Annotated in this window: 7 protein-coding genes, 6 tRNA genes and 3 rRNA genes; all 16 read right to left on the bottom strand. The window is 42.8% G+C overall.

Annotation, left to right across the window (positions count from 1 at the left end):
• Positions 1-7 precede the first annotated feature (7 nt).
• Positions 8-3,007, bottom strand: a complete 3,000-nt coding sequence (locus ACZ5R4_RS13980; protein WP_464367513.1) for an alpha-mannosidase — start codon at positions 3,005-3,007, stop codon at positions 8-10.
• Between the two features lie 51 nt (positions 3,008-3,058).
• A complete protein-coding gene (locus ACZ5R4_RS13975; RefSeq protein WP_464367512.1) occupies positions 3,059-5,257 on the bottom strand; it encodes a hypothetical protein in 2,199 nt (732 codons plus the stop codon).
• A 21-nt stretch (positions 5,258-5,278) separates the two neighbouring features.
• Positions 5,279-7,300 carry a glutaminase family protein gene (locus ACZ5R4_RS13970; RefSeq protein WP_109985152.1) on the bottom strand — a complete coding sequence of 674 codons (2,022 nt, stop codon included), beginning with the start codon at positions 7,298-7,300 and terminating at the stop codon, positions 5,279-5,281.
• An 85-nt stretch (positions 7,301-7,385) separates the two neighbouring features.
• Entirely contained in the window at positions 7,386-9,020 is a 1,635-nt protein-coding gene (locus tag ACZ5R4_RS13965; RefSeq protein ID WP_109985153.1) for an extracellular solute-binding protein, read from the bottom strand.
• Between the two features lie 37 nt (positions 9,021-9,057).
• Entirely contained in the window at positions 9,058-9,948 is an 891-nt protein-coding gene (locus ACZ5R4_RS13960) for a carbohydrate ABC transporter permease (protein ID WP_109985154.1), read from the bottom strand.
• A 17-nt stretch (positions 9,949-9,965) separates the two neighbouring features.
• Positions 9,966-10,916 carry an ABC transporter permease gene (locus ACZ5R4_RS13955; protein WP_054861140.1) on the bottom strand — a complete coding sequence of 317 codons (951 nt, stop codon included), beginning with the start codon at positions 10,914-10,916 and terminating at the stop codon, positions 9,966-9,968.
• 208 nt (positions 10,917-11,124) lie between these two features.
• The gene (locus tag ACZ5R4_RS13950; RefSeq protein WP_109985155.1) at positions 11,125-12,249 is read right to left on the bottom strand and encodes a GntR family transcriptional regulator; all 1,125 of its coding nucleotides are present in this window, start codon (positions 12,247-12,249) and stop codon (positions 11,125-11,127) included.
• A gap of 149 nt (positions 12,250-12,398) precedes the next feature.
• Positions 12,399-12,515: ribosomal RNA gene (rrf, locus tag ACZ5R4_RS13945) — 5S ribosomal RNA — on the bottom strand.
• Between the two features lie 100 nt (positions 12,516-12,615).
• Positions 12,616-15,529: ribosomal RNA gene (locus ACZ5R4_RS13940) — 23S ribosomal RNA — on the bottom strand.
• Positions 15,530-15,957: 428 nt separating this feature from the next.
• A 16S ribosomal RNA gene (locus ACZ5R4_RS13935) occupies positions 15,958-17,519 on the bottom strand.
• Together the 16S, 23S and 5S rRNA genes with 6 tRNA genes alongside form the textbook arrangement of a ribosomal RNA operon.
• A 103-nt stretch (positions 17,520-17,622) precedes the next feature.
• A tRNA-Ala gene (locus tag ACZ5R4_RS13930) sits at positions 17,623-17,698 on the bottom strand.
• A gap of 16 nt (positions 17,699-17,714) precedes the next feature.
• Positions 17,715-17,791 (bottom strand) — tRNA-Pro (locus tag ACZ5R4_RS13925).
• Positions 17,792-17,795: 4 nt separating this feature from the next.
• Positions 17,796-17,872 (bottom strand) — tRNA-Arg (locus ACZ5R4_RS13920).
• A gap of 4 nt (positions 17,873-17,876) precedes the next feature.
• A tRNA-Leu gene (locus ACZ5R4_RS13915) sits at positions 17,877-17,965 on the bottom strand.
• 50 nt (positions 17,966-18,015) lie between these two features.
• Positions 18,016-18,090 (bottom strand) — tRNA-Gly (locus ACZ5R4_RS13910).
• Positions 18,091-18,106: 16 nt separating this feature from the next.
• Positions 18,107-18,191 (bottom strand) — tRNA-Leu (locus tag ACZ5R4_RS13905).
• Between the last annotated feature and the right edge of the window lies 1 nt (position 18,192).

The following is an 18,192-nucleotide window of genomic DNA, read 5'->3' as shown; positions in this document are numbered from 1 at the left end:
AATGACATTAACTTGAGCTCTTTACTTTCATTTTTAGTGTTTTAATTTCAAACGGTGTGAAGGAGATAGGACTATCGAGAGATATTGATTGTTTTGGATTTTCTAACAAATTCGTTTCTACTATTTTCTCAACAACAAAGCTTAGGTCTAATTTGGTCGTTGTATGATTACCAGATATTTCATATAGGCGGATAATCATCTCATTATCCAGTTCTGCTTTTTTGATCGTCTCAATCATCACACTTCCACCCTGTAATTGAATAAATGAAGCGGAGCTGTCCTTTTTTACAGTAGCCGCATCTGTTTTCTCCACTTTTCGCACTGGTATATTCAATTCATAGCCTTTTTTATACACTTCTCCCGAGACAAACTCACCCTTATGTGGGTAAAAACTATAGACAAATTCGTGATCTGCCCGATCTGCATTAGGATCTGGACTGTCGGGGCTTCGTAATAAATTCAGGTCAAGCTCATCTTCCTCGGCACGATGACCATATTTGCAATCATTTAAAAGGGCAACACCATAATCCGGCTCGGAAATATCAATCCATTGATGTGCACATATTTCATCCTTTGCAAAATCCCACTGTGTATTTTGATGGGTAGAGCGATTGATATAACCAAATTGAATTTCACAATGGACACGGTCACTTCTTACTTGAAGTGGAAAGGAGGTCCGAAGCATTTTGTTCGATTCCTTCCAGTCTACTTTTGTCTGAAAGTCAACTTGTCTGCTTCCTAACTTCATCTTCACAGATTGCTGAATTGTTGAGTTTCCAAACGTGTAAAAATGGGTCATTACCGCAATGGGACCATTAATTTCGCAATGAATATCCTCGAGAATCGGTTTCATTTTTGGAACAGATTTATAATCAGATGGGAAATCCCATGCATCTCCATGATCATGATAAATAGCCAGTTGATTAGCTGGACGGTGCTTCGCTATCGTTTCTCGGTTATTTTCTTTATCAAAAATCGAGCGTATCGTTCCATCACGATTAAAGGAGACAACTAGAAGTTCATTCTCCATCCTTGTCTTTTCAACCTTCAATTCTGTGTGTCCAGTAAGAGCTTGTGATGGTTGATCCTTTATTTCGAGATAGCCCATTGGAGGTATCGTGATTTCTCTCCACTTCCCGTGGACCTCCACCCACTCTCGCCTTGCCCAAGGTAGTGAATTAAAAAAGGTTATTCCGGATAGATGAAGGTGTTGATACAAAGCCTGGTAGTGTTCCTCTATTAATCTCTCTACTTTTTCATTTATCTTTTGATAACGCTCGAGTGATTCATCATATACACGGCTGATAGAGGACCCAGGTAATATATCATGAAATTGGTATAGCATAACCTCCTTCCATATCGAATCTAATTCCTCAGAAGGATATTGCTTGATTCCCTTCATCATCGTGAGACTTGCGACAAACTCTAACTCACGGAGCGCTTTCTCGATCTTCCGGTTATATTTTTTATTACGTGCTTGGGAGGTCAAGGTACCTTGATGCTTTTCTAAATAAAGCTCGCCAGACCATGTTTTATATTTACTGGAAGAGGACTCTAATTTTCTAAAAAAATTGATCGATGGCTCTTGTACTACTGGAGAAAGACCAAGGAGATTTCTTTCCCGTTTAAGACGTTCCAGATGCTCTTCTCCAGGTCCACCACCACCATCTCCTATGCCAAATAACATTAGACTGTGTTCTGAAATGTTCTTATCATAATACTCTCTTTCTATCTTTTTAATCGATCTCGGTGCAGCAGGACCATTATACGTATCTTCTGGCGGTAAATGGGTCAGTACTTTACTGCCATCAATCCCCTGCCAGTAAAATGTGTGATGTGGATGATCGTTATATTCGCTCCAAGACAGCTTTTGAGTCATGACATAATCAATTTCTGATTGCTTCAAAAGTTGTGGCAAACTAGCAGAATAACCAAAAATGTCAGGTACCCAGAGAGTCCTAACTTCCTTGCCAAATTCCTCTAAATAAAACCTTTTCCCGTAAAGGATTTGGCGAATTAATGATTCTCCACTAGGAATATTGGAATCAGGTTCTACCCACATTCCGCCTTGGACTTCCCAACGCCCTTCCGCAATTCGTTGTTTTATTTGTTCATACAGAGCAGGGTAGTATTCTTTCATCCATTGGTATAATTGTGGCTGACTAGCTCCGAAAATATAATCCGGATATTTTTCCATGTTACGAAGTACTGTGGAGAATGTCCGTGCCCCTTTTCGAATCGTTTCCCTTATTGGCCAGAGCCACGCAAGGTCAATATGAGCATGACCAACAGCACTAATCGTCAGGTCCACATCGCCATTTTGTTTTTGGAGTGGTATGGCAAGTAGTTCTCTAGCCTTCCTTACATTTTCATCTGTCCAATCGACAAGTAATAAGGAAATATCATACAGTGCTTGGTAGATTCTAGCTCTTCTAGCCGAGTCTTCTTCTAATTGCTCAGCTAGCTCTAATAGCACCTCTACGTCATAATAAAGCTGGCGTATTTCTTCCTTACATATTGCAATATCTGCTATTTTCAATGTTCCAGACCTGAAATGACCGAACAAATCATTGCAACCTGCATCTGCCCAAAGATCAATCTCTTCTGTACCGGAAGCTTTCTCTGCAATTTCGACCACTCTTTTTCCGGGCTTACCAAGAGATAATTCAAATTCGGAATTTACATTGGTTAGCCCTTGCATCGGTGATCCATTACGATCAACTAGACACAATTCACCATTGACATCAATCAGAAGAACAAGCTTCTCTCCTCTTGCTTGACTCGGAACTTTCCCAGAAAAGTAAAACCAAGCGCAATCCCAAAGCTCTCCCCATTTGTCGCCAGCAGACAACGTAAGATGCGTTCCTGTCTTTCGCTCCTTAAACGTCGTTGGTTCTTTCGTCACCCAAGCTTCTACTTTTAGAGAGGACAAGCTTTGATATATTTTCCCCTCAATAAATGCTTTCATTTGATGTAGTTTTTCATTGTTTATCTTCTCGTATGGCATTCCTGACCCTCCGCAATTGTGCTTTATCATTTTAATTTTGAATGGATATCATTAACTTGATGAAATATCGACAGCATAATGCAATATCTTGATTTTGGTACCCTCTGGATTATTTTTATAGTAAAAGAAGAAGGTATTACTTCTTTGATCCCATTCAAAATTTATTGATTTTTCCTTATTCTGTTCATCAACAATTAGGATTTTTAATGGTTTGACTGGATATCTTATCCTACATACTCCTGGTACATGTAATGGACCTTTCATTAGAATCGAATATTCGTTATGAGCCTTTTCAACACTTTCCATTCTGGATGAAGAGGCAATGACTTGAATATCTGTTTCGTTTGTCTGACTATTTAAATCATAGAGAAGTGATTGATTACCCGGCAGGATCGTAACCTCTTCTTTTATCGATAAATTAGGATCCAATAAATCAACATACAGGCCGCTTAAACGAAGTGGCTCCATATGAACCGATTCCTCCATGACAGAACTGATGACATAAGGGCCTCTTCTCAATAACAAATAATTCTTTTCATCCCACCGAAATGAATCTTGTGCACTTTTCTCTGTCGCTTTTTTCACAGTATCCTTTAGAAGCTTTGCGTTCTGTTCATTCTGAGCAAATTCCTTCGGATGATTTGGCAGTATAGTCACGAGCCCTTTCCCAACATGTTGAATGCCTTCTCTCCATTCCACTCCTAATGACTCAAGAAGGTGCTCTGCAGGGTTATTATAATCAGCCTCTTGTGTGTTCCACCATTCTCTTACTTGGTGAAAAGCATCACTCCCATCACCTACGTAAATCAAATTGCCTCCGTTTTGCACCCATTGACTTATGCCAAGGTGAATATCTGGCGCTTCCGGCTTCATAAATTCATAGCTTAGGATTAAAGTTTTGTAATGGTTTAAATAGGACGTGAATCGCCGGATATTGTCTAACTGGATCGGTCTTACTGGAATCCCGGATTTCAGCAACGGTAAAGCTAATCCGTAAAACTCTGACCAATAAAGTAGCTCTTTAGCTTTATTTCCCTTCAGCATCTCTCGTTCTGTTCCATCATATTTTTGTGAAGTATCTTCTCCTGAAATCTCAGGATGGTTTCTTTGAAACATGGCGGTATCAGAGAGCATTAGACCAACCGGATCCAAACCATTCTCCCAATTTATTTCATCTTGGTTTAAGTCACGGAGTACATTCATAATAATAAGCAAACTCGTTGCATAGCTAGGTGGAATGGGCTCTTTTCCTTTTCCATCCTTCTTAGGATACGACCGGTTGAAGATTCGGTTGGGCCAAGGCGATATTTCATACCGAAACACATCTGGATGAAAAAGGGATGCCACTAATGTTTTGACATAATTATTCTTATAGTCCTCCCAATCATAATTCGGATTATCCTCGATTGGATCATGTAGAAACCACATTCTTCTTTCCGTTCCTCGCGCCAATTCTTGCATAACTCCATATTCTAAGTAAGCCGTTTCAAATGTCCTTTCTTTTGCGATCCCACCATAGACATTAGGCGTACGAGAAGTCCCTGTCCATACTTGTGCGATATAGCCATCAACTGTTGGCAGACTAAGCAATTGGGACTGTGGGCTGACGATCCGCCATTGTGTATAGTTAATTAGACTATGTGTAGGGACATAAAACCGTAAAGTTCTCTGATATTTTACTTGTGCATATTCCTTAAGCTCTGTACATAGACGATCTAAACATCTCTTATACAAAAATGCCTTTAACTTGGAAGCACGGTACTGCCCATCTACAGATTCATGTGGTGGTGTCCATTCCTCCTTGTAGAAAATCCGCCACTCTCGCTTAAAAGCTTCGGAGTAACCTCCTTCCACCCAAAACTCTGGTTCTTCGAGATGAATGGCTTCTACCCCAGCATCTACAGCCTTCTTGATACGACTCGTTAAATAGTTAGTAAAGGCAATGGTTGGCACCATATATGGAACATCTTTACCATGACTGATAGTTTCACCATATCGATTTTTCTGAGCTTCGTCCCAATGATTCCTGCCATCCACTTGACCATATAAATAATCTTGATATTCTCCCCATGCCACCCCTGTCATGAGATGAACTACATACCCACATTCCTGCCATTCTTTGATTCTTTCCGGCATTGAATCATCGATGCCATAAACCATCACAAAATCGGTTCGCAAATCTATGGAGGGGTGATATGCTACTCTTTCCTGAAAACCTGTTCTTTCTTCCCATCTATCATCTATTTTCATGCTTCTCCTCCCGAAAAAACGTTAATTTTTAATCCAATCCCTTGTGAGCAGTAAGATAAATAATCCTCCGACAACAGAGCGGTTCTTAAAATTTAGTCGTTTCGCTGTTTTTGTATCATACCAATCTGTAAATGGAACACGATCCTCGGTCTCATTTAAAAAGTGCCAAAGCGGTTCTATTAGGGAAAGTCTATCCTCTTCCCGTTCAGCTAATGCCGCTGCCCAAACTAACCAATCGGCTTTCGTATACGTTTGGCGACTATCCAAAGGGGTTCCATAGCGATTCTTCCTTGCGAGATAATAATTTACTTCTTTTTGCTTTACTTCATCGGAGAATAAATTCAGAGAGAACAGATTATCCCAAATGAGGTTATATTTGAGGCTCCAAGTTCCAGACTGATCAAATGTCAATTTAAAATGATCGTTATCATCTGCCATCTCTTCCCATTCCCTTGCCATCAGCTGTGCATGATGTAGGTAATCCTCCTTTTCTTCCGCCTTTCCTAGCAATCCACACAGAATTCCATAACTACCTACCCCTATAATTGCTTTAATAGAAAGATTCGCATTATGGGCCAAATGGCCTGCAAAGTCATCTGTACAAAGCTGATGTCCTGGGTCCAGTCCGTTTCTTCGGAGGTATTTTGCCCATTGTGTTAGTAAATCCCAATTTTCTTCCGCAAATTGCGTTTTTCCTTCCGCTAGACAAACTGCTGTCATCATAATGAGGATGTTGCCACATTCTTCAATCGGCATTTGGTTCTCAACGGCATTCTCCCCATATACCTGACCATTAGCAATCGGATATGTCCCGACATCATGTGGAGCAAAATCAAACGGCCATTCATCTGATCGTGCATAACAGAAAATCGGGCGCATCATCCCCTTGACTAATGCTGGGTTATAAAGTAAAAATAATGGGGCGGATGGGTAACTGATATCGACTGTTCCTATACAGCCGTTACTGTTGTTTTCCTTAGATAAAAATAACAAATCACCTTTTTCATCAAGAACTAGCTTATGGGCAGCAATTGCCTGACGGTATGCTAGAGACACCATATCTCGATATTTATCGCCTCCAAGCTTCGTTGCCTTTTCCTTTAATTTTTTGTTAAATCTAGCACAAGCTTTTTTGATAGTTGGATACTCCCTTATGGCCAATAGCAACATTTGACCCATCGTTAGACCATCTCTCTTCCAATATCCAGGAAGCTGTTGATGGAAGTATTCGATGGAAACGATATCATCATATGCCAGAACTAAGAAGTCCGATTTCTTTTCTGATGTCACCATTCCAAAATCCAGTACGGCTGCCATTACTGGGCAATCTCCCTCTACACTGCGTGGCATTTGTGTATCATCCTTTTTAGGTAGTGACCCTTGCTCCATCCATGTTCTTCGGATATCCATCGAATGAATGACTGTTTCTCCATAGTAAGTGTCAGAAACTACTAAATGAAGATAACCCCAGTCAATGCGTGTATCATCACCTTTGCGTCCTAAAATAGGCTGATCCAAGGAACCCATTTTCATACTTTCGAAACGTCCTCCTAGATTTACTCGTGACCAGTTCACTTGTTGGGTGGGTTCATGGACACACCATTCTCCTGTCACATCAAAGTAAATTTGAACATCATGTAGATTACCATCATTCGACCAGACGTCAAATGTTATATAAGACGCAGGTCGCGATAGAATATCTAGATTATCTAGTAAAAGCGGGGTCATAAATTCTACTTGAAGTGTTATCCCTGCACCTTCAAAAGTATAGATCGTATTTAATGGATCGACGGTTAGAGCAACTTGCTGTAAATAGTCTTGCTCTTCTCCATGTTCAGTTTGAGGAAGCTTCCCCATAAATCGCCATGCTTTTCCATCAATACGGATCATTCCCATCATTCCATGGATACCAGCAGTTCCGCCTTGCTGAAATGTCCAATGATGTGTGTGATCATCGAAAAGATGATCATTACTACTCCATACATTAAAATAAGGATCTACAGTTACTAGAGGCACAGCAGGAGGTCTAAGTGTAAATGTCATTATGTCACATCCATTCTCGTATTATCGTTTGTTAGGTGGAAGCCCCCTCAGTTATCAACAAGGGGACCTCTAGTTCATAAGAAACTTAGTTTGAAGTTCGATAACGCATAAATTCTGTTCCACTTTGTGCTTGCTTGGTGATTTCATCTGCCACTTCTTCAATTCCAGCCTCTATTAATGCGTCACGAGTTTCATTAATAATATTGAGTGCCTCCTCATCAGAGCCTGCATGAATTGCCTGTTGAACCACATCACCCATTACAACCGTTACTGGTTCTATCTGCTCAAAATTCGGGTGGTTCTGTAATACGGAATATGGATCAATTCCTGTAATTGGCTGTATACCATCTTTCCTTCTAATTTTGATAAATTCTTGCTTTACCTCATACTGCTTATCAAATTGATGACCAAATGGTCCACCACCAAGTGAGTCCTCCCGATCTAATCCTGAGAATGCGATATAATGATTAATTCCTTCATTCTTAAATGTTCCATCATTAATTTTCTCTACCATCTCTTCCTTAGCAACTACTTTTCCATCCACTAAATCGTAATGTACCCCTTCAATGCCGAACTTAGTTAGAAGAAAACCTTCATCACTTGATAAATAATCAAATAACTTAACGAAAGCATCCAATTTTTCCTCAGATGCATCGGCAAAAATAGCGATTAACTGACTACCTTGAACATTAAACTCTGTCCGATAACGATCTCCACTAAAGTCTTCTAGTGGTCCCAATGGCACATATTTTTCTTCTATACCTCCCTGCTTCGTGTCATTCCAAAGACCCGGGAATTGGTTTGGTATGACGGCATATCTCCCTTGAGAAACCTTTTCTCTTGCAATGGTTCCAGTATGTGAGTAGACTTCCGGATCAAGTAATCCTTCACTCATTAACCTTCTCATATACAGAATCCATTCTTCATATTCCTCCGTCATAAAGTTATACCTTGCATTTCCCTCCTCATCGATAAACCAACTGCCAGCTCCTGCTACAGGTACAAACATTTCAGAGGTAATATCCAATGGCCATCCATTGTCATATGCACCTAATGGGAAAACAAGATTACCACTTGCTTGAAACTCGCCCTCTTTTACCGCTTTCAAAAAGTTATATAAATCCTCTGGTGTTTTTACAGAGCCTGGATCTATTCCAACCTCCTTTGCAATGTCTTTATGAACATACAGCCCATACAGCCAATCCTCTATATCTGCTTCTGTAGCAGGATACATAGAGTGAAGCATAAATTGACCGCCTTCCTGCTGACTAATAATATCGTTATATAAAGAGGTGGACATATTTTCCTCTTTTACAACTTCCGCTAAGTTTGGGTACTTTTCTATATATGGTGTTAAATCATGCAAAAGTCCATCATTTGCCGCTTCTAGTAACATTTCCGCTTCCTTTCCCCATGCCGGACCAATATAGACATCCGGGAACTCTCCAGTTGCCAAGACCTGTGTTAACTTATCCACTTCACTACCATTTGTGTACTCAAAGTCTAGCTTCACTCCTGTTTCTTCTAATATCTTTTCTGCAACAGGATTCATTGGATCTTCTGGAGCATTTGCCCCTGAGCCATTCCAATTATGCAAAACCTTTAATGTCACTGTATCCCCATCTTCTGAACTACTACTCTCTTCACTACAAGCTACTAACAAGGTGAATAGGATAAAAACAAGGAAAGCTATAAACGATCTGATCATTGCTCGGTTCATGGAAATCCCTCCAAAATTCTATTTAATCAAACAAATATTACCCCTTGATAGAACCAACCATAACGCCTTTAACAAAATACTTTTGTAAAAATGGATACACACAAATAATAGGTAATGTGGCAACGATCAATGTCGCCATCCGTAATGATTCAGGTGTTACCGAAATCATCCCAGTTGATACGGTTGTGCCTGTTTGTGAAGCTCTTTGGGCTGCATTTGCTAACGCCTCAGATTCCGTTAATAATTCATTTAGAAGTGTTTGCACGGGTCTTAATGATTCTTCCGTCACAAAGTAGGTTCCTGTAAACCAATCATTCCAATGAAAAACTCCTTGAAACAAGGCAATAGTAGCAAGCACCGGCATAGACAACGGCAGAATAATGCTCACAAATACCCTAAAGTTACTAGCTCCATCTATTTGTGCTGATTCTTCTAAGGAGCTCGGAAGCTGTTGAAAAAAGGTTCGCATAATAATGATATGGAAGAAACTAAACAAAAAGGGAAAAACAAAGACCCAAAAATTATTAATCAATCCTAATTCCCGATAAAGTATAAAGTTTGGTATCATTCCACCACTAAATATAGAAGGTATAAAAATAAAAAAGGTGAAAAAGGTTTTCCCAGGCAGATTCTTCCTTGTTAAAGCATAGGCAAATAGTGCTGATAAAACGACATGCAAGATCGTACCAATTACGGTCCGAAGTATTGTAATGACATATGCATTTAAAAATGTACTATCTTTAAATATCTGTATATAATTTTCAAATGTGAATCCTCTCGGCAGAAAATAAATAGGGTAATTCATTGCTTCAACGCCGTCACTTAAAGAATAAGCAAGGATATAAATAAACGGATATAAGGTTGTAAAAGCGAAGATGGCGAGAAACAAATAATTAAATACCGAAAAAATCGACCACTTTTTTTTCATTACGATATGAACCTCCTTTACCATAATGATGTTTCATTTACTTTCTTGCTAATGCTATTGGCTACTATAATTAGAATGACACCGATGATCCCTTGAAATAAACCTACTGCTGTGGCATAACTTAACCTCCCTTGCTCTAAGCCTGATTGGATTACATATACATCTAACACCGTTCCGATGGAAGCAGTTGATGGAGTATTTAATAGTAATAATTGTTCATATCCTACGGTCATGATACTTCCACATGCTAGCAAGAACATAATGACCATTACTGGACGTATCGAAGGGATCGTAATATGCCACATTTGTCTAAATCTATTAGCACCATCCATTTTAGCTGATTCATATAATTGTTGATCCACTCCTGAAATTGCAGCTAAATAGATAATGGCTCCAAAACCTACTGTTTTCCAAATGTCCGAGAGTATAACGACTTGATAAAAATATTCAAGATTGCCTAGGAATTGAATTTTGTCGAAACCTAAAGAAGCTATCATTTCATTTATTGGGCCACCATATGGAGTAAGCATTCGTTGTAAAATAGTCACGACAACGACCCAAGATATAAAGTGAGGTAAATAGGAGATAGTCTGTACAGTCTTTTTAAATTTCATTAATTTTACTTCATTTAATAACAACGCAAGGATAATTGGCATTGGGAAACCTATCACTAACTTCATAACACTAATTGTTAATGTATTGCGAATAATTTCCCATGATTGATAAAAATTAAAAAATTCCTTAAAATATTTCAACCCAGCCCAAGGACTGCCTGTAATTCCGCCTATAAAATTAAAATCTTTAAAGGCTACCGTTAAACCGTACATAGGGATATACGAAAAAATAATAAACCAAATTATGCCTGGAAGCATGAACAGATAATATAAACGATGCTGCCATATTCTTCGCCATATACTTTTCTTCTTTTTTTTAGTTAGATTTGTCGTACTAATCCCGGCATTATTCATTACTCCCACTTCCCTTCCCTTTTAAATGAATAAACATGCCTTCTTTCCACAACATCATATGTATGCGCTTGCATTTAATATAATTGATAATATATTATATGTCAATATATTTTATTCGACAATTAATATAATAATATAATATATAAACGCTAATAAAAAAGCTGTTTCGATGGAATGTGTCCACAAAACAGCATGAGTTTTTCCTTTATTAAACATTCAAATGACCACTAGTCACATTGTTTTTTACTGTTGTATTTCCTTCTACCAAATGTGCTGATACACGAATATCATCTATGGAGAAGTTTCCATTATACATTTCTAACAAATTACTTAACGCTAGTTGACCAATCTCTTCTTCGTTTTGTTGTAAATGTGTGAAATTCCACTCTAAAGCATTCCTAGGTGGACTATCAAAACAGAGAATCGATATATCCTCTGGTATCTTTAAGCCCAACTGTTCCACTGCTTGTTTTGCTAATACAGCAATATTATATTCCAGTGCGAATAATGCTGTAATTTCTGGGTTGTTTTTAATATGATTCTTGATCACTTCTATATCCTTTTTCGTATCCTCATGGGTGGGGTATGGACTTTTTATCTCTGAACACCATAAATCATGATTTACAATCATTTTTCTATCTGCAATGGCTTCCACAATACCTTTAATACGATCTTCTATGGTTGTGGTACCATTATCCTTCGGTATTAAAATCCCTATATTTTCATGCCCTAAATCTAATAAATGATTTATCCCCTTTTTAGCTGCTTGTTTATTATCTGTGGAAACTGAGGTTGTGGCTAATCCTTTAAAGGATCTATCAATTAAAACTAACGGAAATTGATTAACAACCATTTTAAGTATTTCAAGGCTGTAATGTTCGGCTTTTGCAGGAGATATGATAAGTCCGTCAATGCCGTATTCTAGTAATTCTTTGATGACCTTGTCTTCCCTATTTGGAATACTTAAAGAACGCCTTAAAATTATACAACAATTATCATGGGATGCTTCCTCAATGCTTGCAATTAGCTTATTTCCAAAGCTATCATCAAAAGTAGTGAGAACCAAACCAAACAAAGGTTTTTTCATTTTCACATTATTTTTCACATTACCCATATCAAGCGTATTTTTTGATACGAATGTTCCTTTTCCTCGTTTACGGTAAACATAGCCCTCATTTGTTAACTTTTCCAATGCCTTTTTAGTTGTGATTGTGCTTACGTTAAAATATTCCGATAACTCCTTTTCAGACGGGACCTGATCACCAACTTTATATTTTGCAGATACTATATCCTGCTTTATTGATTCGTATATTTGTTCATATAATGATTTCATATGCCACCACCTATATTTAATCAGTTAATATAACAATATATGATTTATGTTAAAAGTGCTAGTAAAAGACGTTATTTTCCTTGTTCTTGTGGTATATAAAAAAATCCAGTTATAAAGTTTTAAAAACTTTATAACTGGATTTTATAAGTGCCTGGCAACGTCCTACTCTTGCAGGGGCGTGAGCCCCAACTACCATGGGCGCTGGAGAGCTTAACTACTGTGTTCGGTATGGGAACAGGTGTGACCTCTCCGCTATCGCCACCAGACTTGGTGGATATAAGCTAATCCTTATTAAGATGGGAGAAACTATACCATCAAAACTAGATAAGAAGTAGACAAACCATTGGTTTTTCATCCAAAGAACGTATAGATAAGTCCTCGATCGATTAGTATTCGTCAGCTCCACATGTCACCATGCTTCCACCTCGAACCTATCTACCTCATCGTCTCTGAGGGATCTTACTCACTTAAAGTGTGGGGAAGTCTCATCTTGAGGGGGGCTTCATGCTTAGATGCTTTCAGCACTTATCCCTTCCACACGTAGCTACCCAGCGATGCTCCTGGCGGAACAACTGGTGCACCAGCGGTGTGTCCATCCCGGTCCTCTCGTACTAAGGACAGCTCCTCTCAAACTTCCAACGCCCACGACGGATAGGGACCGAACTGTCTCACGACGTTCTGAACCCAGCTCGCGTACCGCTTTAATGGGCGAACAGCCCAACCCTTGGGACCGACTACAGCCCCAGGATGCGATGAGCCGACATCGAGGTGCCAAACCTCCCCGTCGATGTGGACTCTTGGGGGAGATAAGCCTGTTATCCCCGGGGTAGCTTTTATCCGTTGAGCGACGGCCCTTCCATTCGGTACCGCCGGATCACTAAGCCCGACTTTCGTCCCTGCTCGACTTGTAGGTCTCGCAGTCAAGCTCCCTTCTGCCTTTACACTCTTCGAATGATTTCCAACCATTCTGAGGGAACCTTTGGGCGCCTCCGTTACTCTTTAGGAGGCGACCGCCCCAGTCAAACTGCCCACCTGACACTGTCTCCGAACCGGATCACGGTTCTGGGTTAGAAGGTTCATACAGCCAGGGTGGTATCCCACCGGCGCCTCCACGTAAGCTAGCGCTCACGTTTCCAAGGCTCCCACCTATCCTGTACAAGCTGTACAAACATTCCATATCAGGCTACAGTAAAGCTCCACGGGGTCTTTCCGTCCTGTCGCGGGTAATGCGCATCTTCACGCATAGTATAATTTCACCGGGTCTCTCGTTGAGACAGTGCCCAAGTCGTTGCACCTTTCGTGCGGGTCGGAACTTACCCGACAAGGAATTTCGCTACCTTAGGACCGTTATAGTTACGGCCGCCGTTTACTGGGGCTTCAGTTCAACGCTTCGCTTACGCTAACGCATCCCCTTAACCTTCCAGCACCGGGCAGGTGTCAGCCCCTATACTTCGCCTTTCGGCTTCGCAGAGACCTGTGTTTTTGCTAAACAGTCGCTTGGGCCTTTTCACTGCGGCTTACTCGTAAGTAAGCACCCCTTCTCCCGAAGTTACGGGGTCATTTTGCCGAGTTCCTTAACGAGAGTTCTCCCGATCACCTTAGGATTCTCTCCTCGCCTACCTGTGTCGGTTTGCGGTACGGGCACCCTTTTCCTTGCTAGAGGCTTTTCTTGGCAGTGTGAAATCCGGAACTTCGGTACTCATTTTCCCTCCCGATCACAGCTTGTGATTGCCAGACGGATTTGCCTATCTGACTCACTCACTGCTTCGACGCACACGTCCAGTCGTGCGCTTTCCTTATCCTACTGCGTCCCCCCATCACTCAAACGGAATTGGGTGGTACAGGAATATCCACCTGTTGTCCATCGCCTACGCCTTTCGGCCTCGGCTTAGGCCCCGACTAACCCTGAGCGGACGAGCCTTCCTCAGGAAACCTTAGGCATTCGGTGTAGAAGATTCTCACTTCTATTTCGCTACTCATACCGGCATTCTCACTTCTAAGCGCTCCACCAGTCCTCACGGTCTGACTTCCCTGCACTTAGAACGCTCTCCTACCATTGTTCGTAGAACAATCCGTAGCTTCGGTGATACGTTTAGCCCCGGTACATTTTCGGCGCAGCGTCACTCGACCAGTGAGCTATTACGCACTCTTTAAATGATGGCTGCTTCTAAGCCAACATCCTGGTTGTCTAAGCAACGCCACATCCTTTTCCACTTAACGTATACTTGGGGACCTTAGCTGACGGTCTGGGCTGTTTCCCTTTCGACTATGAACCTTATCACCCATAGTCTGACTCCCAAGGTAATATGATTGGCATTCGGAGTTTGACTGAATTCGGTAACCCGGTGAGGGCCCCTAGTCCAATCAGTGCTCTACCTCCAACATACATCCCTTGAGGCTAGCCCTAAAGCTATTTCGGAGAGAACCAGCTATCTCCGTGTTCGATTGGCATTTCACCCCTACCCACACCTCATCCCCGCACTTTTCAACGTACGTGGGTTCGGGCCTCCAGTCAGTGTTACCTGACCTTCACCCTGGACATGGGTAGATCACACGGTTTCGGGTCTACGACCCCCTACTATCTCGCCCTATTCAGACTCGCTTTCGCTGCGGCTCCGTGTCTTCCACTTAACCTTGCAGGAGATCGTAACTCGCCGGTCCATTCTACAAAAGGTACGCCGTCACCCATAAAAGGGCTTCGACTACTTGTAGGCACACGGTTTCAGGTTCTCTTTCACTCCCCTCCCGGGGTGCTTTTCACCTTTCCCTCACGGTACTGGTTCACTATCGGTCACTAGGGAGTATTTAGCCTTGGGAGATGGTCCTCCCGGATTCCGACGGAATTTCACGTGTTCCGCCGTACTCAGGATCCACTCTGGAGGAAACACGCTTTCGACTACAGGGCTGTTACCCGCTGTGGCTGACCTTTCCAGATCGATTCGTCTAACGTATTTCTTGGTAACTCCGTATAGAGTGTCCTACAACCCCAAAAAGCAAGCTTTTTGGTTTGGGCTAATTCCGTTTCGCTCGCCGCTACTCGGGAAATCGCGTTTGCTTTCTCTTCCTCCGGGTAATGAGATGTTTCAGTTCCCCGGGTCTGCCTCCTCTATCCTATGGATTCAGATAGAGGTTCTACTCCATGACGAGTAGAGGGTTTCCCCATTCGGAAATTCTCGGATCAATGCTTACGTACAGCTCCCCGAGACATATCGGTGTTTGTCCCGTCCTTCTTCGGCTCCTAGTGCCAAGGCATCCACCGTGCGCCCTTTTTCACTTAACTATACTCATGCTTCAGATGAAAAAGTCGTTGGTTTTTATTTGATGTCTTGTCATCAGTTTCGTGTTGGCTTCTTTTGGTGCCTTCACGTCCTGATTTCTTCTTATCTAGTTTTCAAGGTACAGCTTCCACACGAGGTGGTGACTTCTGTATTCGTCACAAAACATGACGGGTTTTAACAGAAGATCCTCTGAGCATCAATCGCTCAAAACTGAACCAAACAACCAAGTACAATCTATGATGATCTACGCTAGTAGACCATTTCCTATTGTGTCTAGCTCCAGCACCCAGCGACTAGCACAACTTCCCTCACCTCCGTACGATAAGTCAACATCAAGTCGCTAAGCTCCTTGTGTTTCCTTTATCTCCTTCGGTTCAGTCCAGTTTGTACGTCGCTAACCGGGTGCTTCCGCCTTTCACTTTATCCTTAGAAAGGAGGTGATCCAGCCGCACCTTCCGATACGGCTACCTTGTTACGACTTCACCCCAATCATTGGCCCCACCTTCGGCGGCTGGCTCCAAAGGTTACCCCACCGACTTCGGGTGTTGCCAACTCTCGTGGTGTGACGGGCGGTGTGTACAAGGCCCGGGAACGTATTCACCGCGGCATGCTGATCCGCGATTACTAGCGATTCCGGCTTCATGTAGGCGAGTTGCAGCCTACAATCCGAACTGAGAATGGTTTTATGGGATTGGCTTCACCTCACGGCTTCGCTGCCCTTTGTACCATCCATTGTAGCACGTGTGTAGCCCAGGTCATAAGGGGCATGATGATTTGACGTCATCCCCACCTTCCTCCGGTTTGTCACCGGCAGTCACCTTAGAGTGCCCAACTCAATGCTGGCAACTAAGATCAAGGGTTGCGCTCGTTGCGGGACTTAACCCAACATCTCACGACACGAGCTGACGACAACCATGCACCACCTGTCATTCGGTCCCCGAAGGGAACTCCCTATCTCTAGGGACATCCGAAGATGTCAAGACCTGGTAAGGTTCTTCGCGTTGCTTCGAATTAAACCACATGCTCCACCGCTTGTGCGGGCCCCCGTCAATTCTTTTGAGTTTCAGCCTTGCGGCCGTACTCCCCAGGCGGAGTGCTTAATGCGTTAACTGCAGCACTAAGGGGCGGAAACCCCCTAACACCTAGCACTCATCGTTTACGGCGTGGACTACCAGGGTATCTAATCCTGTTCGCTCCCCACGCTTTCGCACCTCAGCGTCAGTTACAGACCAGAGAGCCGCTTTCGCCACTGGTGTTCCTCCACATCTCTACGCATTTCACCGCTACACGTGGAATTCCGCTCTCCTCTTCTGTACTCAAGTTCCCCAGTTTCCAATGACCGCTTGCGGTTGAGCCGCAAGATTTCACATCAGACTTAAGAAACCGCCTACGCGCGCTTTACGCCCAATAATTCCGGACAACGCTTGCCCCCTACGTATTACCGCGGCTGCTGGCACGTAGTTAGCCGGGGCTTCCTCGATAGGTACCGTCAAGGTACCGCCCTATTCGAACGGTACTTGTTCTTCCCTAACAACAGAACTTTACGATCCGAAAACCTTCTTCGTTCACGCGGCGTTGCTCCGTCAGACTTTCGTCCATTGCGGAAGATTCCCTACTGCTGCCTCCCGTAGGAGTCTGGGCCGTGTCTCAGTCCCAGTGTGGCCGATCACCCTCTCAGGTCGGCTATGCATCGTTGCCTTGGTGAGCCGTTACCTCACCAACTAGCTAATGCACCGCGGGCCCATCTGTAAGTGATAGCTTGCGCCACCTTTCCACTTCGGTTCCTATGAACCAAAGTACTATCCGGTATTAGCCCCGGTTTCCCGGAGTTATCCCAGTCTTACAGGCAGGTTGCCCACGTGTTACTCACCCGTCCGCCGCTCGTTCCACTCACGTCCTCCCGAAGGATTCAGTCAGCTTCCCGCGCTCGACTTGCATGTATTAGGCACGCCGCCAGCGTTCGTCCTGAGCCAAGATCAAACTCTCCATAAAATAGATGCACCGAAGTGCTTGTGTTGATCAAGCTCGCTTAAAGCTAGCATGTTCTTACTTTTTGTACTGGTTGTTTTGTTCAGTTTTCAATGATCAATAAAAATGGTGGAGCCTAGCGGGATCGAACCGCTGACCTCCTGCGTGCAAAGCAGGCGCTCTCCCAGCTGAGCTAAGGCCCCACATAAAAAATGAAGATGGTCGGGAAGACAGGATTTGAACCTGCGACCCCTTGGTCCCAAACCAAGTGCTCTACCAAGCTGAGCTACTTCCCGGAAATGGCGCGCCCGAGAGGAGTCGAACCCCTAACCTTTTGATCCGTAGTCAAACGCTCTATCCAATTGAGCTACGGGCGCTAAGTGGTGCCGAGGGCCGGACTCGAACCGGCACGGTGGAAACCCACCGCAGGATTTTAAGTCCTGTGCGTCTGCCAATTCCGCCACCCCGGCATGGGATAATACCAATCTAATCATCTGGCAAACAAAATGATTAAATCTACTGGAGCGGAAGACGGGATTCGAACCCGCGACCCCCACCTTGGCAAGGTGGTGTTCTACCACTGAACTACTTCCGCAATATATTTATTAATATGGTGCGGGTGGAGGGACTTGAACCCCCACGTCGAGAGACACTAGATCCTAAGTCTAGCGCGTCTGCCAATTCCGCCACACCCGCA

This window comes from Gracilibacillus sp. JCM 18860 (genome assembly GCF_055395245.1).
The sequence above is the reverse complement of the archived record's forward strand: the minus strand, read 5'-3'. Positions and strand labels throughout refer to the sequence as shown.

Bases quoted from the DNA above. Each gene is read 5' to 3' on its own strand.
- ACZ5R4_RS13970 (WP_109985152.1), bottom strand. From the start codon at position 7,300: ATGACATTTACACTTAGACCTCCTGCTGTGCCTCTAGTAACTGTAGAT.
- ACZ5R4_RS13980 (WP_464367513.1), bottom strand. From the start codon at position 3,007: ATGCCATACGAGAAGATAAACAATGAAAAACTACATCAAATGAAAGCA.
- ACZ5R4_RS13965 (WP_109985153.1), bottom strand. From the start codon at position 9,020: ATGAACCGAGCAATGATCAGATCGTTTATAGCTTTCCTTGTTTTTATC.
- ACZ5R4_RS13960 (WP_109985154.1), bottom strand. From the start codon at position 9,948: ATGAAAAAAAAGTGGTCGATTTTTTCGGTATTTAATTATTTGTTTCTC.
- ACZ5R4_RS13975 (WP_464367512.1), bottom strand. From the start codon at position 5,257: ATGAAAATAGATGATAGATGGGAAGAAAGAACAGGTTTTCAGGAAAGA.
- ACZ5R4_RS13950 (WP_109985155.1), bottom strand. From the start codon at position 12,249: ATGAAATCATTATATGAACAAATATACGAATCAATAAAGCAGGATATA.
- ACZ5R4_RS13955 (WP_054861140.1), bottom strand. From the start codon at position 10,916: ATGAATAATGCCGGGATTAGTACGACAAATCTAACTAAAAAAAAGAAG.